This window comes from Methylomonas sp. LW13, assembly GCF_016865255.1.
Classification (GTDB): Bacteria; Pseudomonadota; Gammaproteobacteria; order Methylococcales; family Methylomonadaceae; genus Methylomonas.
Genome location: NZ_CP033381.1, coordinates 3,113,926 through 3,136,177, shown reverse-complemented (window position 1 = coordinate 3,136,177; position 22,252 = coordinate 3,113,926). Strand labels below are relative to the sequence as shown.

The window sequence follows — 22,252 nt, the reverse complement described above, 5'->3', positions numbered from 1 at the left end:
GTTACGCCCAACACTTTAAATAAATGACGAAGGGAGCGGCTATGAACGAGAATGACAAGCTGAATTTGGCGGAAGTGATTCAAGAGCTGAGACAAAGTTTGGTGACGGCTTCGATGCATGGGGAGGCTGAAACCATCCGCTTTAACGTCAATAGCGTAGAAGTGGAATTGCAAATGGTGGTCGAAAAATCAGTCGGTGGAAAAGCTGGCGGTAAATTTAATTTCTGGGTGTTGGGCGGCATCGATGCTGAAGCGTCAGCCGCTTATAAAAGTGCAGCTACGCATAAGATCAAATTAAGTTTACAACCGGTGGATGTGAAGAATCCGGACCCGCAGACGGGTGAGCCCAGTAAACTATTGTTGTCAGGTGATGAATAACCGAGGCATTTAGCGGGGATTAATTATGGATACCAAGCTGATTGCAAAGATTCTGCCGACGAAAAAGGATGGCAAGCGCGCTATTGGCACTGGTTATCCCATCGCTGAGGGGTTGGTATTGACAGCACGCCACGTCGTTGTTTTTGATGAGCGTGATAAGGCGGTGCCTATTGCGATTGAATGGCCGGATTCAAAGCATGTCGATACGAATGTCACCGAAATTGTTTGGGGCAGCGATGAACACGACATGGCCATTCTCAGGTGCCAAACCCCACCAAACATGTCGCTTTCATCAGACCTATTGGCGTCACGCGATCCAAAAAGCCATGAACAGTGGAGCGGTTATGGCTATCCGGCTATCGGCAAGGAAGCTGGATCGGGATTGCGCGAAAAAATACCGGTGATGGGGGAGTTCTTTCCACCGAATGTCGCCACGCCTAAACTCACCATTTCCTGCAAAAGTGATGCTTTGGAGAAAGCCGGTTGGTGCGGATTATCGGGGGCGCCGGTATTTCACGGGCCGCAACTATTTGCGATTATCACCGCGACGCCCCAAAAGCGTGATGAATGTTTCACTGCTATTTCCATACCCTGGTTAATTCGAAATGACCAAGAATTCCAAGAAATAACGGGTATACAAGGCCAGATTCAAAAACATCAAAAATTCGTTGCCGAGCAGAAACGACAAATTAGCGATGTCTTGTCAAAAATGACCACGCAGGACGCTCTGTTCAAGCAAATTGCCGGTCAATTAAATTTGAATGTGGCGAATACTACCAATCAAAAATTAACAGACAAATTGCTGGAAGCCTTTAAGGAGGATGATTTAGCGGTTTTAGATGTGTTGCTCCGCGCCGGTGCCGATGCGTTCAAACAAGATTCCGGCGAGTTACTACGCCAGAATCTCAGGCAACTATTCTGTTTGTTTGCTGGCCTGATGGCCCCGGAATGCCAAGCAATCAAGCAGGCTTTGATTAACTTGCCGGTGCGCACCGCGATGGCGGCTGAATTGTCGCTGGCGGCGCTTTACGATACCAATCCCGAGTTCGTGAGAAATGACGGTAAAGTGCATGGCAGGCATACGATCAATGCTGCCGTGTTTACCCGTGAAACCGGTTGGAGCCAGACAGAGTTTATAAAAGACGCCACCGAAACCATTTACAAGGCAATTCACAAAGCGCCGCCGCCCGAGCCGATTGACGCCTTTGAGCTTGAGGCTTTGAATTCCACGATAAAACAGCGGCAAAATCGCTCCTTAAACCAACTGCATCGCCTGGAATTAAATCGGCGGGATACTAATTTGACTAACAACCCTTTGCTTGATGCCGCCAATTGCCAGGCTTTAATTGCCGCAGACTGCCTCCCGGATTTACCTATTGTTCACTATGGCGAAGCCGCAGCGGAAAAAGAAGCCAAGTTGAGTGCCAAAATCACAGAGCTCTTCAACATACTCGAAACCAGCCAACCAAGCACATGACAGCAACCACCCTCAAACATTTTCAAGCCGATAGCGTTATCGATTACGCGGACTGTGGTTCCTGGCGGCAAGGCCGTTATTTTCTGGATAAAGCCAGCGCTTATGCCCTGGAAATGGCCTTGGCGACCCGCCGGCCTTTGTTGGTTAAAGGTGAACCGGGGCTCGGCAAGAGCTACTTGGCGCGCGCGGCTGCGGCCAAACTCAAGCGCAAATTCATCGCCGAAGTCGTCAACATCAACACCGAAGGTCAGGATTTGCTCTGGCGTTACGATCCGGTCGCACGCCTCAACGACGCTCACGCCGGTATCAAAGATGATGACAAACTCAACCCCAAGCATTATCTCAATCCCGGTGTGCTGTGGTGGACCTTTGGCTGGGATAGTGCGGCCAAGCAATATAACGATGTCTGCCGTCATAAAGTCTACCGTCCGCAGATTTCCGACGACGGGGAACTGGACAACGGCATTGTTTTGCTCATCGACGAAATCGACAAAGCCGAACCTTCGTTGCCGAACGCACTATTAGAAGTGCTGGGTAACGGCGGCTTTGACGTACCGCTGTTGGGAGAAACCATCGGTAAGACACTGCAGACGGCAGACAAACAAGCTGCGCCGCCGCTAGTGATCATCACCAGCAACGACGAGCGTGAATTGCCGGCGGCGTTTATTCGGCGCTGTCTGGTGCTGCATTTGGCGGTGGATGATAAAAACCTTGAAACCTGGTTTTTGGAGCGCGCCAAGGTGCATTTCAATGATAGCCAGTGCAGTCACGCTATCAAACGCCTGGCGCTACAACAACTAATCGCCGACCGGCAGGAGGCTGAGCGCCACGGCACCATCAAGGCCGGCTTGGCGGAATACCTGGATTTATTGGCAGCGCTGGATGAAATGACTGATTCCTCAGTGCAAGGCCAAGAGCGGGATACTTATCAGCAATGCTTGCTGGCTGAGATCCAGCACTTTGTGTTGCGCAAAGCGTTGTAATGCCGATTCATACTCAGACCAGCCGCGGCGACTTACTGCGCTGGCTGCAGCGCTGTCAAACTCAGGACGAAAAATGCCTGGGCGCGACGATATTGGGTTACGAATGGTCTGCGCCAGTCACGATAAGCCATGAAATTGATTTTAAAGTTTCCCCTCGGGAGCCACCCGAAATAGACCCAGCCCCTGTTCCTACGCCGGCTAAATTCGCTCAGAAACGCCCGCAAGCATTGTTCTACGCCCTTGCTCATTATGAGCATTATGCCGATCCGCAACAGCTTGGCGACAACTTGCCGCCCGCGCTTCAAGGCGTTGAGCCGCTTTCCGACGCCGATTTGCAACCCTTTGCCAGCGGAGAACCGCTGCCGCATCAAGCCATCGTACCCGAAGCCCGTATGCGCGATTTTTTGCGGCAATCCATAAGCAATAGCTCGGGGCAGCGACTGGATATACCGCAGTTGGTCAAACGTATCGCCCGCCTGCAAACCTTGTATCATCTACCGCGCAAGCCACGAGTGCTGCCGGCCGGGCGGGTTTATGTCGTCCTCGATCTGAACAAACGCTTGCTGCCGTTCTGGTTGGACGCCCATCGTTTGTGTGAAAGTATCGTCCGTCAGTACGGCTTGAACGGCCTGGAAATTCGCGTGATTGACGATGACCCGCAAGGCGAATATTGGGATTGGTTTGATCAACAGCAACAGCAACAGCTTAAGCAGTGGCAAGCGCTCACCGCGCAAAGTGTGGTGTTCATCGTCAGCGACCTGGGGCAATTGGCTGAACAACACAGCCCGATACGCACGCGGTGGGACAGTTTTTTCCGGCAACTAAGCCGCAAAAACACTACGCCGATCGTGCTGGCACCCGTATCGGCGGCCCAGCAACAGCCCGAGCGCCTAAAAACCATCCGCCAAGTGTTGTGGAACAAACACGGCAAGCTCAAACCGGAAAAGATCGATCCGGATATCAAGGCCCACGCTGAGCATGTCCGCAAGGTCTTGGCATTGTTATCCGTCGCCGTACACGTCGAACCTGAGTTGCTGCGCGCCGTGCTAAGCTGTTTACCCGCTGAACAAGCCGATAGCGGCATCGAAGCGGCGGTGTATCAGCATGCCGATATGCAATGGGGTTATACCGCCATCAGCATGCGCCCGGAAAAACGGGCCGAGTATCAGGCCGAATTTAAACAGCTGGACGCCGGCTTGCAATATCAAGTCTTGAGTTTGCTCAAACGCCAGCATATCGGCCAGTTTCCGGCGATTTGGGCGGAGGAAGTCATCAACGCCTTGCCTTTGGTGGCTTTCCCGCTCGAACAATTGGCCGATGTCCAACAGGCGGAGGCTTTTATGCAACGCTTCGCCAAAACCCTGCAGGGTGCCCAGGCCGACAGCGGCATGACGCAATTTGCCCGGCGGCATTTAAACCGGTTAAGCGGTGAAGCGATTTGTCACTATAACGACCGCTATACCAGCGCGCTGTATGGACTGGCATACCGCGAGCAACTGCGGGCCGGCGCTCCGTTGCCTGCGGAATATGATGCAGAAGTCGTTCAGACTATCATTCGAGAGCCCACGCACCTTGCTCGATATGCGGTCTGGCAATATGGCGAAAGTATATGGTTAACGGGTGTTGACCAACGTCCGGCCGAGTTTGGTGGCGTGCAATTCAGTCAATTTATTGCAGTGCACGACAGCATTAGATTGATAACTAGAGAACTTGATAATGATCGCTGGAATATCGCGGAATCGTTCGTTAAATTGCCACTCGAAAATGAGCCGCTACAAATTATCCCTCGTTTGCAAGGCCAAATCCTGACGATTGATACTGGAATGAACCGATTGACGCTGATGCCTTTCCGAAAACCGAATTGGGCGGATAGCATTTTTTGTTCTGATGAAGGATTGATTGTCAGCCTGTTTTTTGCCGGTAAGCGTTACGAGTTGAGATCGTTGGTAGAAGGTGGCCTTCGGGTTAGTGCTGATGTACATACCTTTCATACGCAGCAAAGTTTCGGTTGGTTGATTAAAAATGATGACGGCCAGTCGCTTGGTTTTGATGAATACGGCCTCTACGCCGACCTCACCGTCAACCGGGTCACCCAGCGTTTCCGCTGGATCGAGCCGGGCACTTTTATGATGGGTTCGCCGGAAGACGAACCGGGACGCTACGACGACGAAACCCTGCATGCGGTCACCTTAACTCAAGGCTTCTGGCTGGCCGACACCGTCGTCACCCAGGCTTTCTGGCTGGCGGTGCTCGGCGGCGACAATCCTAGTTATTTCAAAAAGGATCCGCAAAACCCGGTAGATCAGATCAGTTGGGACGATGTCCAGCGGTTTATCGAACGTCTGAATACTCTGGTGCCCGGCTTGCGAGCCCAATTGCCGACCGAGGCGCAATGGGAATACGCCTGTCGAGCCGGCACGGCCACGCCGTTTGCATTCGGCGCCAAGATCACGCCGCAACAGGTCAACTATGAAGGAGACCGTCCCTATGCTGGCGGTGAACGAGGCTGGAGTTGGGACCGTGAAAAGACCGTTGCGGTGAAGTCGCTGCCGGTCAACCCGTGGGGGCTATACGAAATGCACGGCAACGTCTGGGAATGGTGTCGGGATGCGTGGCATGCTGATCTGGGCACTGCGGCCGTGGTCGATCCGTTAACGCCTGCGGATACCGACGCAAGCGGCGACCGCGTGTTGCGCGGCGGCTCTTGGCTCAGCTACGGTAGGGACGTGCGCTCAGCCATCCGTAACCGCCACGCGCAGGACTACCGCTACCTCAGCATCGGTTTTCGGCTTGCCCTAGGTCAATCTGAGCTCAGGCCAGCAACGGCAGGCGGAGCCGTAGAGCCGGTGACGGCCAGGGACACGCCCTGGCCAGACAGCGGGCGTCGCGGAGCCGCCGCCGGCCTGGTTGACGGCGAAGATGCCTAAATATTGGCGTAAGCTGGCCGAATGTCAAAAATGATGAAGTATCTTTTGCCAAAGACTAAACGCGAATTTTGCCGCTGATGTTTATCTGCCTGTAAATTATGAGCTCACCCTACCGCAATCACTTGTCGCCTCCGATGTTCCCCCTGGCTTGGGCCAGCGAATGGGGCGAGGATGGTTATGGCTTATGGCAGACTTTAATATTCAACAATGTCAGGCAAGTGTTTCGCTGGATTGAGCCGGGGACATTTTTGATGGGTTCCCCGGAGACTGAAACAGGACGCTACAACTACGAATACCGGCAGCGGGTGGACTTCGAATCAGGTTTTTGGCTGGCCGACACCGCTGTGACTCAAGCGCTTTGGTTGCAAGTTCATCCGGGTGATAATCCCAGCCGCCATCAGGAACATCGCGACTTTCCCGTGCATCGGGTGAGTTGGGACAATGCCCAAGCGTTTATTGCGCAGTTAAACGAGGCTATCCCTGGTTTTCAAGGCCGGCTACCTAGCGAAGCGGAATGGGAATACGCCTGTCGTAGCGGTAGCGATACGCCGTTCAATTTTGGTGAAACGATTGATTCGCAGCAAGCGAATTTTAACGGCGACTACCCCTATGCAAACGCGCCGAAGTGCGAATTTCGCGGTAAACCCGTGCCGGTAAAGAGTTTGCCCGCTAATGCCTGGGGGCTTTACGAGATGCACGGCAATGTTTGGGAGTGGTGCCAGGATGCTTGGCGAGAGAATTTCAGTGTCGGAAGCTCAGTTAGTACGCCGTTGTCTTGGGAATCCGCAACAGAACGAATTGCTCGCGGCGGCTCCTGGGATGCCGATGCGACCTTCGCCCGTTCCGCCTACCGATACCACTTCGATAAATCCCAACGCAGCGAATTCTTTGGATTTCGTTTGCTGGTTGATGGCTAGCTTCAATTTTAAAAGTTCTGACAAATACGGCTTACCGCAATGCGTCCGCTAAGCGACATACCTTAACCGGATTCTCCAGCTATATTTCGTGCTACGAATATTGCCTGACAAGGAAGGGCGTTAGTATGACGAGTCTAAATATTGCGGGATTGCTTCACCACGGCGTATGGCGCTGTATTGGCTATCTGGCATTCAGCCGAATAAGAGTCGTCGGCAAAGAGCGGCTAACGTTAGTCGGCCCTGTCGTGTTTGTAGCCACTCACCGCAATGGCGCACTCGATGCCGCACCGTATTCGCTGGCTGTTCCTTTGGCCATGCCGATGGTATCGGCGCAGCTGCAGCGCTTACCGTTGGGCAGATTTTTGTTCCGTGGTATCGCGGTAGCCCGTGCCAAGGATAAGGCTCGCGGCATTAAGGCCGATAACGGCAAAGCCTTGGCGGAATGTATAGAGTTACTGACAGTGGGTGGACAACTCTTCATCATGCCGGAAGGCACCAGTTCGCTCGGTTGCCGACATTTACCGTTTAATCGTGGTGCCGCGCGTATCGTAGCCCAAGCCATGGCTGCTGGAGTCAGGCCCATTATCCAGCCCTTGGCTGTTCACTATGAAGACCCTACTCGCTGGCAAAGCCGTGTTGAGGTTTTGATAGGTGAACCCATCATTCCACAAAATGTCGACGAGATAGCGATACACCAGTCGATTACCGATGGCCTGGAGGCTGTTGGGGCTAATTTTGTCGATACCGAAGCTCAGCAAACGGCAGAAAAATTGGCTTATGCCCGTATTTTAAGTACCGATCTTTCTTACGCTGAACACTTAAAAAAACTCGAGGGGCAGATTGCGCCTGCTTTATCCGAGTCGCTAAGGCAGTTGGAGGCAGTTGCCAAGGATAAAGGTCTTTTTCTTCATCAAGGCCTTCCTTTAATACCGCTCCGGTTGTGGCAGCGGGATTTAGTTAAATGGTTACTGCTGGCGCCTGTCATCGGGTGTTTCAGCATATTGAATTTCCCGGTACTGGCTGCTGGGCATATCGCTAGTCAGCTTCTGCCGGACGAGCCGAATGTCATTGCCTTTTGGCGCATGGTCGTCGGTTTGCCGGTAGGATTATTTTGGGTCGTGACCGTTTGCGCGGGTTTGTTTTTATTAGCCGGGCCGAGTTGGTTTGTTCTTTACGGCGCGATCAGCACCGTTGGCCTATTGGCTTGGTACCGATTCCGTAAATTGACGGTAGCACTCGGTAACGCGGTTTTTCATCCTGAGGTGAGGGCGGTATTGGTAACAACCTATCGGAATTTGGCGGAGCGGAAAGCACATGAATAAACTTCTCGACCCGCCCTTACGCTATTTCAGTATCTATCTGGGCGCCGTTTCAGCCATAGAAATCGCGCACCTGACGGTTTGGAGTCTATTGTTTTGTCCAATGCTGGCCGGCATGGCGGGGTTGGCACGCAGGTATTCCAGGCAACGCAGTTGGGGGTTATTGGCGGCCATTTGCGTCAGTCTGGCGGTTGGTATGAATGTGTCGTATCAAGCCATGGCCGGGGCGATCCCCGCTGTCAGGAGCGTACGCTTCGATGCCCAGTTATTGGCATTGGATAGGTTATTGATAGGCGAAACGCCGTCGGTATGGTTGGAACAATGGATTAGCCCGCCGCTCACCGAGCTAATGAGCGCTTGCTACTTGTTATTGATGCCATTATTGCTGGTCAGCCTGCTGCGTTATTTTTTCCGGCGCCGGGAGTTGCTCGGGGAATTTTACACCGGCCTATTCGCGGTTTACGGTTTGGGGTTTCTCGGTTATCTGCTGGTACCGGCTGCGGGGCCTTGGCTGGCCTATCCGGAGTTGTTCAACGTGAAATTCAGCGGCGGCGCGGTAACTGCATTTAATCAAGCGATGGTTGAGCAGGGCAGTAATAAAGTCGATGTCTGGCCGAGTCTACATGTTGCGGTGACGCTCTATATACTGGGATTTGCCGGACGGCATCATCGCCTTGAGTTTTGGGTGTTGTTATTGCCGATATTGGGTTTATGGATCGCTACTTTTTATTTGCGTTATCACTATTTTGTCGATGTCCTCAGCGGCTTGGCGTTGGCCGGCTTTGGTTTGTACGAAGCTCGCCGTCATGCCGATCACCCTGCCATAAACCCCAGCAAGAAGGATACTTATGCCAACGCTGTTTGATTTTTATCATCCGTCTGCTCTCGATTCCGCCATATCCGGCGGTAAAGGCGCCAACCTTGCCCGCTTGACTCAGGGAGGGTTTGCGGTACCACCAGGCTTTGTGTTGCCGCCGGAGGGTTATTACTCGTTCATTGAGCAATACGATGCATTGCCGGATTTGCTTCAGAATTTGCCTATAGACGAACCCCTGGCCTTGGAACAGGCGTGCACACGTATATGCGAGCAGCTGATCCAGCTACCGGTGCCAGAAAGCTTGAAGCAGGCAATTGCGGAGATGTTGGCTGAGTTTCCGGGCGACACGGCATTCTCCGTGCGTAGCTCCGCCACTGCCGAGGACTTGGGCGGCGCCGCATTCGCCGGGCAGCACGAAACGTATCTGAATTGCATGGGCATCGACGACATTGTATCGCGCATCAGGGATTGCTGGGTGTCGCTGTGGAGTGCCCGCGCCATAGCTTACCGCTTGCAGGCCGGCATCGGCTTGTCTAACACCGCGATGGCGGTGGTGGTGCAAAAAATGGCCTTCAATCGGGTCGCCGGCGTGGGGTTTTGCATCAATCCGGTTACCGGCGATCCTGCGCAGCAATCGGTGGATGCCAATTTTGGCTTGGGTGAATCGGTGGTGGGCGGTGAGCATCAAGTTGATCATTGGTTGCTGGATAAGTCGTCCGGGCGAGTATTGGATGCGGTTTTAGCCCATAAATCCTCATGCATCGTCGCCGACCGCACCGGTACGCGCAGCGAGAACTTGTCAGATGATCAAGCTAATTTACCTTGTCTCAGTGAACCTGAATTGGCTGAGTTATCCGATTTGATGCGCCGCGTCGAAAAGTTTTACGGTTATCCGCAGGATATAGAGTGGGGTTTTGAGGGTGAACAGTTATGGCTGTTGCAAGCACGGCCGATTACCCGTATCCCGCCGCGCTGGACCCGTGACGAATCCGCCGAGCGGTTTCCCTCGGTGATTACGCCGCTGGCTTGGGACTTGGTGGCGGAGGGTTTTCACCAATCGCTGTCGCATTCTTTCGAATTGATGGGCTTGCCGCCGTTTCACGGCAAGTGGTTCGCCTTGTTCGATAATTATGTATACGGCAATCAGAATGCCGTGGAAGTTTATGCCGAAGGCACTGCAAATTCCTTAAACGTGCGTTCAGTTGCCGAACTGCTGTCCGCTTTACCGACACTGCGCAAACGCTATGCCTGGGTGCAGGAGTTACCGATGACGTGGTCGCGCGATTTGGATCGCTATTTACTCGGTCTCGGCGAATTAATGGCCGAGCCGCTGACAGGACGCTCGATTCCCGAGTTGTGGGATTTTGTACTGCGGGTGAAGCAGCTGGGTGCAGAATATTTTCTTCCTAATATTGCCATTTCCATTACTCAGCGCACGCTTTACAAACTGGTGTACAGCATCGTCGGCGCGACCGTTGGCGAAACGGATGCACCGTCTACCTTTGATCGCTTGTTGGCGTACTGTGAAACCAAAACGGGTTTCGTCAATAAGGAACTGTACCGACTGGCACGGCGGATAGCCGAATGCCCCAAACTCGTACAAGCGTTGCGCACCCAAACGGGTCAGCAATTTCTGGCGTCCGGCGGATTTATACAAGAAGCAGGTATTGCGGCCGCTTTCCAGCGTTTTTTACAGGATCATGGGCATCGGGAAGTGGAGTTTGATCCCTATCATCCGACCTGGTTGGAAGCGCCATGGCTGGTGATTGAAAATCTGAAAATGATGTTGGACTCGGCCCTGGAAGACCCTGCCGAAAAAGAACGTACTCTGAAAATCCGGATGTTGGAAACCGAGCGGCAATTGATAGTCGGATTGCCGGAGGATTTGCGGTTTCCTGTGCAGGAGTTGTTGCGCTTGACGCGGGTTTATACCGCATTGGACGACATAGAACATTACCAAACAACACGGCTGACATTGCCGTTCCGCAAGGGTTTACGAGCCTTGGGTGTCGCCTTGCAGGCGAGGGGCATCATTACGGAAGCGATGGATGTGTTCTTTGCCCGAGCCGAACAGCTCTCGGAAACAATCCGCCTCAACGACGCCGCGTCGTGGCGTTGTTTGGCGGATAGCATAGTCCGGGAAAAACAGGCTTATCAAAACCATAGGCGGCATTCACCGGAATGGGAATTGGGTAAGTCACAAGCCTGTTCCGCTAAAGACGGGGATTTTGTTGGTTTGCCCGGTAGCCCCGGCGTTGCCAGCGGCGTGGTTTTTAAGGTGTTGTCGCAGGACGATTTCGCCGATTTTCCCGCCAACGCGGTACTGGTTGCTCGTACCACCAATCCCGCCTGGACGCCTTTATTTTATAAGGCGGCGGCTGTGATCACGGAAAGCGGCGGACCTTTGTCGCATGGCGCAGTGACTGCGCGAGAGGTGGGGTTACCCGCAGTAATGAGCGTCAGAGGTGTGCTGGATGCTTTGACGAACGGCGACAAAGTCACAGTCGATGGTACCGCGGGCCGAGTAAGACTGGATTGAAGCAAGTCTTCGTAAGCAGGTCGGTCGGTCCGCTTTGCAAAAATTCGGGACACCACCGGTTTTTGCCATACCCGCAAGATTCAGCGCTTTGCGCGCAAGCCTATTAGAGTTGTGAGCTAGGCTTTTCCGGATTCGCGCAAGCTTATTGGCCTGGCGGGCAAGGCTTTTTTCCTTGTGCGCAAACCATTGAAGCTAGCGCGCGAACCAAATAAGGTGGCGGTTTGACCTCAAGGCCTTGCGCTTAAGCCATTTCGGTTTGCGTTTATTGCAAATCGCCTTGCCCGCGAGCCGATTTACCTTGCGGGCAAGGCTTTGAAAGTGGCGAGCGACTCTAATAAGCTTGCGGCTTTAGCGGGAAGGCTTGCGCGCTATGCTTTTATCTATTCCGCCAAGGGATAAAGCTTAGGCGGTAAGCCGGAATGCCTTGCCGGGCAATCATTATGCTTATCTTGCTTAGCCGGTAGGCTGGGTGGCTTGGGTTTTGGCCTTGGCGCCGCGATTAAACCGAACAGACATCGCCTGCCGCAGCGTTTCCAAGTCCGCGCCCTTGCCGGCGATTTTCAACGAGGCGTAAGCATCAAGGCTAAAACTATAAATGTCGCTGCCTAGCGCCATGTCGGTATCTTCGCCTCTGCTCATTAAATCACGCAGGCGATGCAGGCGAGGGCGGAGTTTATCGAGCGTCACCAGATCGGCTTGCGCTTCGACGACATCGAGACCTGGCGGAATGGCATGCGTGTTTTGGGTGGCCACCGTCAGCGTCTGGCGGCAGAAAGCTTCGGTTTTATCGCCCATCTTCAGGATAGTGCGGCGCTCTTACGGGGTTAAGACCAGGAAGCCGGCGAAGCGGTCTTCCAATATCTTTAACGCAGCGTCTATGTCGGTCAGATCATTATCGGATAGGCTTAAAGAAATCAGATTTTGACTCATGTTTATCTCCTTTTAGCGTGGCTGATAGTGCGGATGGCGGGGTGTGGTCCGCAGAAGAAAAGCGTAGGCCATTCTTGGGGGCGCGCGTGATTTTGTTTGCTAGAATCTGGGCTGGTTTTGGTTGATTCTCTGTTGGATTCTGGTTTCCAAGCTCTGGCTTGGAAACTCAATCTTGGAAGCTATTGCTTCCCGGCAAATAAAGAAAGCTAGAGCTTTCGAGCCTCAGTTACCAAGCTGGAGCTTGGTAACCAGTGGGAAACGTTCTATCTATCACAATGGCTGATTGCTTTTAAAAACAACTAAAAAAGGCATTATTGAACACGATGAAATACAGAGGCTTATCAAGTAATGAAGGTTAATATTATTATATTGGGTTTAATCGCCATAGCCATTAGTGGGTTACTCGTGGCATCTAAACTTCAGCTTGAAGAGTCAATTGTCAGTGCGCGATACGAGATGCTTGCTTGTGAAGGCTGCTATCATTTGACCGTCGAGAAAAGCAAAGGAGGCGAGCTAGATGGCGAGACGATTATTCCTGTGTCGAGTAAGGTAAATATCGCGCAGTTAATCGATAGCATTGCCATAACAAAAGAACCGCTATGTTTTCGTGGCAAACTATATCGATTCAACTGGAATTTGTTCGGTATTGATCCTGATGGAAAGCGATTTGAAGTGATCGAAAAACTAAACCCAATAATTTGCGCTGGCTTTTAGTATTTAGGGCCGTAGGGCGGATAAGCAAAGCGTCATCCGCCGACAATCCGTCAATTATCCGGTTCGCCCACTTCGAAGGATGCCAAATCTAACCCCGCCCAATTTAATGGATAAATATCCTTCTTGACCAAGCGGTGAAAACTTGAATACGGCCAATCTTTAACCGCTGTCGCCCAACCATGCTTGACCGGATTATGATGAATATAATCCATATGTGCCGAATAGTCGGAGTCATCGATAATGGTATGCTCCCAAAAACGGCGTTGCCATATGCCGCGTTCGTGGCGTTTTATTCCGGTTGCTGAACGATATTCGGTTTTAGGGATTGCTTTCGAGAAGGCTTTTTTATAGCTCGCTATCGGTTGGAATATAGATCGTCACCGGCCGGTAATGTCCAAATCGCATGCATATGATCAGGCAAAACCACCCAAGCATCGATATACCCATAGGGCACAAGTAAAATGGCTGCTTTTCCCGTACCACTCGTACCGCTTCCCGTAACGCTACAATATGGTCGATCAACAGCATCGATTTCCGTTCGAGCAGGTTAACGGTGAAAAAATAGGTGCCGCCGGGAATGCGATTGCGTCGATAGTTTGGCATGAAAAGAGTTTAACCCATTTGGCGGATGACGCTACGCTTATCCGCCCTACAGCCACCTTGAAATTGTGAACAAACTGTCGGGATCCATGGGCTAATGTAAAGGCTAAATTAGTCGCTCACCAGAAATCGGGGGCTGTCCGCAACGGGTCGATTGCGACAATTTGCTACTTCCAAAAGCCGTGATTCGCTTATGGCGTAATCTTATCGGAATCGGTGGCTGGTAGAAGGAAATACGCGATTTATTGGGTTTAATCTCGGTAGGTTAAGGCGAAGATTGGATTTTTCTAAGCCCTCACAGTGCGACTTCCGATCAAGACCACGTTCACTCCGATAAAAATCCAATCAAACTTTGAATACCGGATGTTGGCCAAAGAATAGGCGCGTAGCGGAGCTGCGCTAGGCCCGTGATCCAGCTAGTTGATTTTTCGGATTCGTGGCCGCGAGTATATGTTAGGGGAGTAGCTGAGATTAAGCGAAAATTCCGATTCGCAATGAGTCGGCTAATAGTAAGATACGGCTTGGTTTTATAGATCTACCGTTACCTATGCCTCCACGTCCAATCGACCCTAACACCCTAGCGGCTGCGCGGCTTTTCTCTGATCGTACGGCTGGCCAGTTCCGTTTAGTCGGAGCGTTGCTGTTCGGCAGTCGGGCGCGTGGTGATTATCAGCCGCAAAGCGACACCGACGTGGCGGTGTTGTTATCCGGTGCGCCCGGTCCATTCCTGGAAACCAAGCTAGCTTTGGCGGACATTGCCTACGATGTATTGCTGGAAACCGGGGTGTTGATCCAGCCCCTGCCTATCTGGCAATCCGAATGGGATTGCCCGGAAAGCTCCGCGCATCCGCGCTTATTGGAAAATGTTAAACGCGACGGTGTGCCGTTATGAATGCCTGCGAATTGTTGATTCTGGTTTCCAAGCTCTCGTATGGAACCTAAATATTGGAAGCTATTGCTTCCTGGCTAATAAGAAAGCTGGAGCTTTCGAGCCTCGGTTACCAAGCTGGAGCTTGGTAACCAGTGGAATATGTGGCAAAACTTTACAGCCCGGAGCCAAGTTAATTCTCCCAAGTCAAATGTAAACCCGCCCCGTCTGCCCTTATAATGCAGGGCTTTTATCAGATTCTCCGTCCTCATGTCTGTTGCTGACACCCTGAAACAACTCGCCAAAAATCTCCAAAACTGCATGGGCACCGACCGCCACGGCTTGAAGCGCCAGCTCGACCGCTTACGCAGCGAGGCGAGTAAAGGAAAGGATGTGACCGGACAAGTGCAGCAAGTGGCGGATAAGATCGAGCGTTCGGTCGGGCGGTGCAATCAGCGCCGGGCTTCGGTGCCGGTGATTAATTACCCGGATTTGCCGGTCAGCGGCAAGAAGGACGAGATTGCCGAGCTGATTAAAAGCCACCAGGTCACCATCGTCTGCGGCGAGACCGGTTCCGGCAAGACCACGCAGTTGCCGAAGATATGTCTGGAAATCGGCCGTGGCTTAACCGGTTTGATCGGCCACACCCAGCCGCGCCGAATTGCTGCGCGCACCGTCGCCGACCGCATTGCCGAGGAACTGGGCCAGCCCATCGGTCAGGCGGTGGGTTACAAGGTGCGCTTCCATGACCAAACGCATCCCAATTCTCTGGTTAAACTGATGACCGACGGCATCCTGCTGGCCGAGTCGCAGAACGATCCTTACTTAAATCAATACGACACCATCATCATCGACGAGGCGCACGAGCGCAGCCTGAATATCGATTTTTTACTGGGTTATCTTCGCTGGTTGTTGCCAAAACGTCCCGATTTAAAAGTGGTGATTACCTCTGCGACCATCGACCCGGAGCGGTTTGCCAAGCATTTTAACGATGCGCCTATTGTCAACGTTTCCGGTCGTACCTATCCGGTGGATGTGCGTTACCGGCCCATCGAACTGATCGAGGAAGACGACGAAACTTCCGCCGATTTGCAGCAAGCCATTCTGGATGCGGTGGACGAGTTGTATCGGGATATGCGCGGCGATATTCTGATCTTTTTAAGTGGCGAGCACGAAATTCGCGAGACCACCGAGTCCTTGCGCAAGTCGCACAATAATACCCGCTACGAGGTGTTGCCGCTGTATTCCAAACTCAGCGTTTCCGAGCAGGAGCGGGTGTTCAAACCCAGCGGCAACAAGCCGCGCATCGTACTGGCCACCAACGTGGCGGAAACGTCCTTGACCGTGCCGGGTATCCGCTGCGTGATCGATTCGGGTCATGCCCGTATCAGTCGTTACAGTCACAAAAGTAAAATCCAACGCTTGCCTATCGAGCGTATCTCCCAAGCCAGCGCCAACCAAAGGGCAGGGCGCTGCGGGCGGGTGGCTGAGGGTATTTGCATCCGGCTGTATTCGAAAGAGGATTATCTGGCGCGGCCGGAATTTACCGAACCGGAAATCTTGCGCACCAATCTGTCGTCGGTGATTTTGCAGATGGCGGCCTTGAAGTTGGGCGACATCGAGGAGTTTCCGTTCGTCGAGCCGCCTGATGAAAAAATGGTGCGCGACGGCAAGACTTCGTTGTTCGAAGTCGATGCGCTGGATAAGCAGGGCAATCTCACGGAAACCGGCCGGCAGTTGGCGAAGATTCCGACCGACCCCAAACTGGCGCGCATGCTGCTGGCGGCCGCGCAATTGGGTTCGCTGCACGAGGTCGCGATCATCGTATCGGCTTTGAGCATTCAAGACCCACGCGACAAGCCGGCCGATAAGCTACCGCAGGCAGAAGCCAAACATGCCCAGTTCAAGGCCGAAGATTCGGACTTTTTGAGTTTGCTGAATCTGTGGAATGCCTTTGAAGAACAGAAAAAGCATTTGACCAACAGCAAGCTCCGCAAATACTGCCAGGACAATTTTTTGTCCTACATTCGTATGCGCGAATGGCACGATATTCATACTCAAATTATGCAGGTGGCGCGCGGCGATTTGGGTTTGAAAACTAGCGGCAATCCGGCTAATTACGAGCAAATCCACATGGCGCTGCTGCCGGGTTTGCTGTCCAACATCGGTTTCCGCCACGAACAATACGAATACTTGGGTGCGCGTGGCCTGAAGTTTTTCATTTTCCCTGGTTCCGGCCAGCACAAAGCGCGGCCGAAGTGGATCATGGCCGCCGAGCAAGTGGAGACCAGTAAGGTCTATGCCCGCACTGTGGCCAAGATCGAGCCGGAATGGATAGAAGCTGCCGCGCAGCACTTGGTTAAACGGAATTACTACGACCCGCATTGGGAAAAAAACGCCGGCCGCAGCGGGGTTTACGAGCGCACTCTATTGTACGGTTTGACCTTGCAGGCCAAGCGCAAAGTGCCCTACGAAAATGTCGATCCTAAAGCCGCGCGGGAGATGTTTATTCGCCACGCGCTGGTGAATCATGATTATCACAGCAATGCGCCGTTCTTTAAGGCCAACGAGGCCTTGCTGGAAGAGGTGGGTTACATCCAGCACAAGGGCCGTCGCGTCGATTTGGTGGAAGACGAGGAATGGCTGTATCAGTTTTACGATAAAAAGCTGCCGGCCGAGGTGGTCAGCGGCATTACCCTCGATCAATGGCGCAAGAAAGTTGAGCGCGATAATCCGAAGATTTTGTTTCTGACCAAGGAGGATTTGACCCGCCACGACGACGGCAAGATCAACGATTGGGACTTTCCGGATAGCAAGAAGGTTGGTGATTTAACTATCGAATTGCATTACCGCTTTGAACCCGGCCATGACGAAGATGGGGTTACAGCCATCGTGCCGGTGCATCAGCTCAATCAAATCCGCCAAGCACCCTTCGATTGGTTGGTGCCTGGGATGCTGGAAGAAAAAGTCACGGCGTTGATCAAATCGCTACCTAAGCATCTGCGTAAACATTTCGTACCTGTACCGAATACCGCCAAGGCTTGCCTGGAGATCGAGCCGGATTTTAAAGGCTCGTTGTTCGAGTGGTTGAGCGGGCGCTTGCGCAAGTTGACCGGCGAGTCGATACCCTTGAATGAATGGCAGCCGGATGTCTTGCCGGATCATTTGAAGATGAATTTCCGCATCGTTGACGATCATGGCCGGGCCTTGGGTTATGGCCGTAACCTGGCCAAGCTGCAAGCCGACTATGCCACCAAGGCTGGCGACAGTTTCGACAAGCTGGCGCAAGAGGAGATGAACCATACCGGCTGCATTGCCTGGGCCTTCGACGACTTGCCGGAGACCTGGCAGTTCATGCAAAAAGGCCAGACTTTTATCGGCTTTCCGGCTATTGTCGATGAAGGCGAAACGGTGGGGGTGAAGATCCTAGATACCCAGCACAAGGCCGATCTGGCGCATTTCGACGGTTTAACCAAATTGTTTCAATTGCAATGCCGCAAGGACGCGCAGTATTTGTTAAAAAACAGTGGGGTCCAGGCTACTTTGCAATTGGCCTATAACCAACTGCCCAAGCATCCGTTGTTGACAGAACGGCCGGGCGGCGATTTTAAGGAGGATCTACTATTCTTGATCTTTAACAGTGTGTTTGTTGCTGATAGTGCGATCCGCAGTCAACAGCAGTTCGAAGCAGCGTTGGCGGCCAAAAAGGCTACGCTGGTCACGGTTGGGAATCAGGTGGGCAAGCATGTCACGGAAATCATGGCAAACTATCAAACGGTAAGACAGCGATTGAAGCAGCCTGGCATCAGCCCAAATTTGCGGGAAGACTTGGAAAAACAACTGAGTTTGCTGCTGTTTAGTGGTTTCTTACGATATACGCCGTTGGCGCAGATACAAGCAATGCCGCGTTATTTAAAAGCCATTGAGTGTCGTCTGGATAAGCAAAAGCCCGATTCGGCGGACATCCAAGGTCTGCACAGGCTATCGCAACGCTTTTGGCAGCATGTCGAAAAGCAAATGAAGACTTTGGTGCCGATGCCGGAACGCGAAGCCTTCCGCTGGAGTTTGGAGGAATTGCGTGTGTCCTTGTTTGCGCAGCAACTGAAAACGGCTTATCCGGTTTCGGTGCAGCGTCTGGAAAAGACTTGGAACGAAAAGTTTTAATCAGCCTCTGATTTTTGTGCCCACTACAGAAGGAAGCCCAAGATGATACCCATTCGAGATTCGATACCTTGTAACATCAAGCCTTATGTGACCTGGGGCATCATGGCTATTTGCATAGCAGTGTACGTAGCGATGCTGTTTATGCCGGACGAAATGGGGCAGCACTTTGTTTACATGTACGGGATGGTGCCGATTCGCTATTCCAATCCGGATTGGGCTTATAGTTTTGGTTTGCCGCCGGATCATTATCTGTCGTTTTTTACCAATATGTTCCTGCACGGCGGTTTCCTGCACCTGTTGATGAACATGGTGTTTTTATGGATATTCGCCGACAACATCGAAGACTTGATGGGACATAAACGCTTTGCGGCGTTTTATGTGTTGTGCGGACTGTTGGCAACCTATGCGCAGTGGTATTTTTATCCCAAGATGGCGGTGCCGGTGGTGGGTGCATCCGGCGCCATCGCCGGCGTGTTGGGGGCGTATTTTTTTCGCTTCCCGCAAGCTACCGTAGTGATACTGGTTCCCATCCTGTTTTATCCGCTGTTTTTCCATGTGCCGGCGATAGCCTTTCTTGGATTCTGGGTGATTATCCAAATCGGCGATGTATTCACCGCAGCGGTTTTAGATAATGTCGCAGTAGATTCGGCCTGGTGGGCGCATCTGGGTGGTTTCGTTGCCGGCGCTTTGCTGCATCCGTTTTTTATCGAAAAGAAACCCGCGGCATATCAATTCCAGTCAGATGAATAGGCGTCCAAGCCACGGTTAGTCGGCAAAAAAGCAAGAAACAGTAGGGCTTTTATTTTATAATGCCGCCAGTTGGCTAACCGGCTGAAATGGCAACGAAAAACAAGTTCGTTGCCTGTGTTTGCAAAAGATTCTTCATTCATTCGAGACAAATTAACATGAAAAACCTTAATGTCGCATTGGTAAGACTGCTGCAGTTTGTGGTGTTCGCGCTGTTCACATTCATCGTATTGTTGTACTTCGGTACTTTGATTTTGTTGCCGCTGGATATAGTGGTGTTGATTACCAAAATGCTACATATGGTAGGTATCGGTACCTTGTTCGGTGCGATTGTTGCCGTGCCGGTAGTGGCTTACATGGGCAAAATCGTTTACAGCACACCGGGCTTGATTCAAATGATCGTCGAGAATGGCATCGATTTAGCCAATACCGGCAAGCAACGGGTTGAAGCGTTCAACAAAATTGCTGAAGCGGTTAAATAAACTGCTCCACGCAATCGTAAAAAGGGGCTTACGAGCCCCTTTTTTGTGCCTGTCGGTTTGCCGAACATTGATTATTTTCCGAAATGGTTGCGCGGTCCGGCGGCTTGAATAATGGTATTTGGCCCGGTAAATTCCCTGGTAGCCGGCCAGATCCCCGGCGTTTATCAGCTGTCGGAATTTTTTACAGCAGCTTTTTTGCAAGCAAACAAACTGGTTCAGTTGATTTTTTCGATTTCACTCTATTAGCTGCTCAAATTCTGCAAATTGGCGTATTAAGCGGCTGTTGTATCGGTAAAGCGGATGGTTAGCGTCAATGGCTAAGTCGAGAAAATTTACACCTGACGGTTCGACTTTTGCTGGGTTTGGTCTGCGGCTATTAAAAGTCTTTTAAGTACATAAGCTTGTGTTCTGTGTGTATGTTTTTTGCTTAACTTTTAACGTAAAAAATTTGTTAAATAATCCTGTAAGTATGCGTAAAGCAAGGGGAAGATTATGGACGCAAAGAAATTAGATACATCAACTAAAAGCAGAAATGACGAGCACTGCGACCACCCGTCCTTAGCCAAAGAATATGTCTCCGGCGTACCCACCGGAAACTTCGTTTGTGCACAATGCGGTCGTCATCTGACTTCAATTATCAGAACATCCAAAAAGTAAATTCTGCCGATTTCGCGCATGCCTTCACCGGTGTGCGCATTTAGGATCATTCTTCCAACCTTCAATTACTTTCCGGTAACGCTAGGCTTTGGCTGGCGGAGCTTTCTTGCGGCTTGAATTTACTGTCTTTGATTGATGGCCGGCTATCCCAGGGATGCACGATGCGCCTGGCTGCAGGTTGCAAAAATCTTCAAACAGGCGCAATCTTGGAGCTGTGGTACTACGGCTATTCAGGGCGTGTGCAGCACGTTTTTCTGATTTAGCGGTATGAGCTTAATTCAACCCCACAAACAGCCAGTGCAGGTCAATGCGCACTGGCTTTTTTTGGACTATCCATTTTGAAGGAAAATGTTATGGCATATTGGTATCCCGACAATTCGCAGTCTATCGGCAAAACACCGCTGGTCAGGCTTAACCGCATTACCGACGGCGCTCAAGTCACACTATTGGCTAAAGTGGAAGGGCGTAACCCAGGATATTCGGTGAAATGCCGCATCGGCGCGGCAATGATCAACGATGCGCAACAGCGCGGCCTGCTGGGACCCGGCAAAGAGTTAATCGAGCCAACCAGCGGCAATACCGGCATCGCACTGGCCTTTGTCGCCGCCGCCCGCGGCATTCCGTTGACTTTAACGATGCCGGATACCATGAGTATCGAGCGCCGCAAATTACTGGTGGCCTACGGCGCCAAACTGGTGCTGACCGAGGGCGCCAAAGGCATGAAAGGTGCCATCGCCAAGGCGGAAGAGATTGTCGCTTCCGATCCGGAACGCTATGTACTGTTGCAGCAGTTTAAAAACCCCGCTAACCCGCAAATCCACGAGCAGACCACCGGCCCGGAAATTTGGCATGACAGCGATGGCGCGGTCGATATTTTAGTGGCCGGCGTCGGCACCGGCGGCACCATTACCGGCGTATCGCGCTATATCAAGCTCACGCAAAGCAAACCCATCGTTTCTATTGCCGTGGAGCCGGAAGCCAGCCCGGTGTTAACTCAGTATCGCAGCGACCAAGATATACAGCCTGGGCCGCACAAAATCCAGGGCATAGGGGCCGGATTTGTGCCCGATGTATTGGATTTATCCATGATCGATGCCATCGAACAAGTCAGTAATGATGAAGCGATTGAATATGCGCGGCGTTTGGCGCGGGAAGAAGGCTTGTTATCCGGAATTTCCTGCGGCGCGGCGGTCGCGGCGGCAGTGCGGGTGGCAAAACGGCCGGAAAACGTCGGCAAGACCATTGTGGTGGTACTGCCGGACTCCGGCGAGCGGTATTTGAGCTCTGCTTTATTCGAAGGCTTGTTCGATGCGCAGGGCGTGGCGGTTTGAGTCGCCGCTGAAGTTAAGGGGCAGTGGCTAAGGTTTTTGTAAAAGCTTGGCAAACTGGCTGCTGTCCCCTTTGTATTTCCGCTATATACATTATCAGGTCCAAACATCATCTTGGCCGGTAGCTGAAAATATTTCTGTCTTGCGCAAGTTGCGGCTGAATAACCAACAGGGAAGTCCGGTGTTCAGGGCAAAACGGGAGGATTGAGATTGTTGACTTACCGCTATCGACCCAAACCCGCCTATCGAGACTCTCCAAACCGGTCAGTCGGCCAAAGCCAGGTTCTGCACACCGGCGAACTACAAACCAGCCGTTGGCGAACTCAACCAAGCGGCCATTAAGTGACATTCAAAGATTTTAGGGTATGTCAGCATCGAATCCTAAAGCTGTCGCTCAAAGCCCGAA

General features: G+C 52.2%; 15 protein-coding genes and 1 pseudogene. 14 read left to right on the top strand and 2 right to left on the bottom strand.

Features of this window, described 5'->3' with window-relative positions; translation table 11 throughout:
- The first annotated feature begins 41 nt into the window (after positions 1 to 41).
- The 8 genes from JL719_RS14220 (at position 42) to JL719_RS14185 (ending at position 11,356) form a co-directional block, all read left to right on the top strand.
- On the top strand, positions 42 to 377 hold the full coding sequence (locus JL719_RS14220; RefSeq protein ID WP_033158047.1) for a trypco2 family protein: 336 nt from the start codon (positions 42 to 44) through the stop codon (positions 375 to 377).
- Between the two features lie 25 nt (positions 378 to 402).
- Positions 403 to 1,854 carry a trypsin-like serine peptidase gene (locus tag JL719_RS14215; RefSeq protein ID WP_033158046.1) on the top strand — a complete coding sequence of 484 codons (1,452 nt, stop codon included), beginning with the start codon at positions 403 to 405 and terminating at the stop codon, positions 1,852 to 1,854.
- A complete protein-coding gene (locus JL719_RS14210; protein WP_051670238.1) occupies positions 1,851 to 2,837 on the top strand; it encodes an AAA family ATPase in 987 nt (328 codons plus the stop codon). The genes JL719_RS14215 and JL719_RS14210 overlap by 4 nt, the downstream gene beginning before the upstream one ends.
- Complete coding sequence (locus tag JL719_RS14205) at positions 2,837 to 5,764, top strand: formylglycine-generating enzyme family protein (RefSeq protein ID WP_129871417.1); 2,928 nt, start codon at positions 2,837 to 2,839, stop codon at positions 5,762 to 5,764. The genes JL719_RS14210 and JL719_RS14205 overlap by 1 nt, the downstream gene beginning before the upstream one ends.
- A 98-nt stretch (positions 5,765 to 5,862) precedes the next feature.
- Entirely contained in the window at positions 5,863 to 6,681 is an 819-nt protein-coding gene (locus JL719_RS14200; protein WP_051670237.1) for a formylglycine-generating enzyme family protein, read from the top strand.
- Between the two features lie 125 nt (positions 6,682 to 6,806).
- Positions 6,807 to 8,003: a 1-acyl-sn-glycerol-3-phosphate acyltransferase gene (locus tag JL719_RS14195; RefSeq protein ID WP_051670235.1), complete on the top strand. Its 1,197-nt coding sequence runs from the start codon at positions 6,807 to 6,809 to the stop codon at positions 8,001 to 8,003.
- Positions 7,996 to 8,865 (top strand): phosphatase PAP2 family protein, encoded by an 870-nt coding sequence (locus JL719_RS14190; protein WP_051670234.1) that lies wholly within the window; start codon positions 7,996 to 7,998, stop codon positions 8,863 to 8,865. The genes JL719_RS14195 and JL719_RS14190 overlap by 8 nt, the downstream gene beginning before the upstream one ends.
- Positions 8,849 to 11,356, top strand: coding sequence for a PEP/pyruvate-binding domain-containing protein (locus tag JL719_RS14185; protein ID WP_033158045.1), 2,508 nt, complete (start codon positions 8,849 to 8,851; stop codon positions 11,354 to 11,356). The genes JL719_RS14190 and JL719_RS14185 overlap by 17 nt, the downstream gene beginning before the upstream one ends.
- Positions 11,357 to 11,809: 453 nt before the next feature.
- Here the strand turns inward: JL719_RS14185 and JL719_RS14180 are convergent, their stop codons facing one another.
- Entirely contained in the window at positions 11,810 to 12,151 is a 342-nt protein-coding gene (locus tag JL719_RS14180) for a hypothetical protein (protein ID WP_051670232.1), read from the bottom strand.
- A 483-nt stretch (positions 12,152 to 12,634) separates the two neighbouring features.
- On the opposite strand from JL719_RS14180, the gene JL719_RS14175 reads away from it, so the two are divergent.
- Positions 12,635 to 13,000, top strand: coding sequence for a hypothetical protein (locus tag JL719_RS14175; protein WP_033158044.1), 366 nt, complete (start codon positions 12,635 to 12,637; stop codon positions 12,998 to 13,000).
- Between the two features lie 50 nt (positions 13,001 to 13,050).
- Here the strand turns inward: JL719_RS14175 and JL719_RS24485 are convergent.
- Positions 13,051 to 13,603 (bottom strand): annotated as a pseudogene (locus JL719_RS24485) (REP-associated tyrosine transposase).
- 544 nt (positions 13,604 to 14,147) lie between these two features.
- Between JL719_RS24485 and JL719_RS14170 the strand changes: the two are divergent.
- From JL719_RS14170 to cysK, 5 genes are all read left to right on the top strand, one after another.
- A complete protein-coding gene (locus JL719_RS14170; protein ID WP_033158043.1) occupies positions 14,148 to 14,492 on the top strand; it encodes a nucleotidyltransferase family protein in 345 nt (114 codons plus the stop codon).
- Between the two features lie 246 nt (positions 14,493 to 14,738).
- Positions 14,739 to 18,632, top strand: a complete 3,894-nt coding sequence (gene hrpA, locus JL719_RS14165) for an ATP-dependent RNA helicase HrpA (protein WP_033158042.1) — start codon at positions 14,739 to 14,741, stop codon at positions 18,630 to 18,632.
- A 42-nt stretch (positions 18,633 to 18,674) separates the two neighbouring features.
- Positions 18,675 to 19,382: a rhomboid family intramembrane serine protease gene (locus JL719_RS14160; RefSeq protein ID WP_033158041.1), complete on the top strand. Its 708-nt coding sequence runs from the start codon at positions 18,675 to 18,677 to the stop codon at positions 19,380 to 19,382.
- 155 nt (positions 19,383 to 19,537) lie between these two features.
- The gene (locus tag JL719_RS14155) at positions 19,538 to 19,861 is read left to right on the top strand and encodes a hypothetical protein (RefSeq protein ID WP_033158040.1); all 324 of its coding nucleotides are present in this window, start codon (positions 19,538 to 19,540) and stop codon (positions 19,859 to 19,861) included.
- Positions 19,862 to 20,871: 1,010 nt separating this feature from the next.
- Positions 20,872 to 21,849: a cysteine synthase A gene (gene cysK, locus JL719_RS14150; RefSeq protein WP_033158038.1), complete on the top strand. Its 978-nt coding sequence runs from the start codon at positions 20,872 to 20,874 to the stop codon at positions 21,847 to 21,849.
- Positions 21,850 to 22,252: the final 403 nt, after the last annotated feature.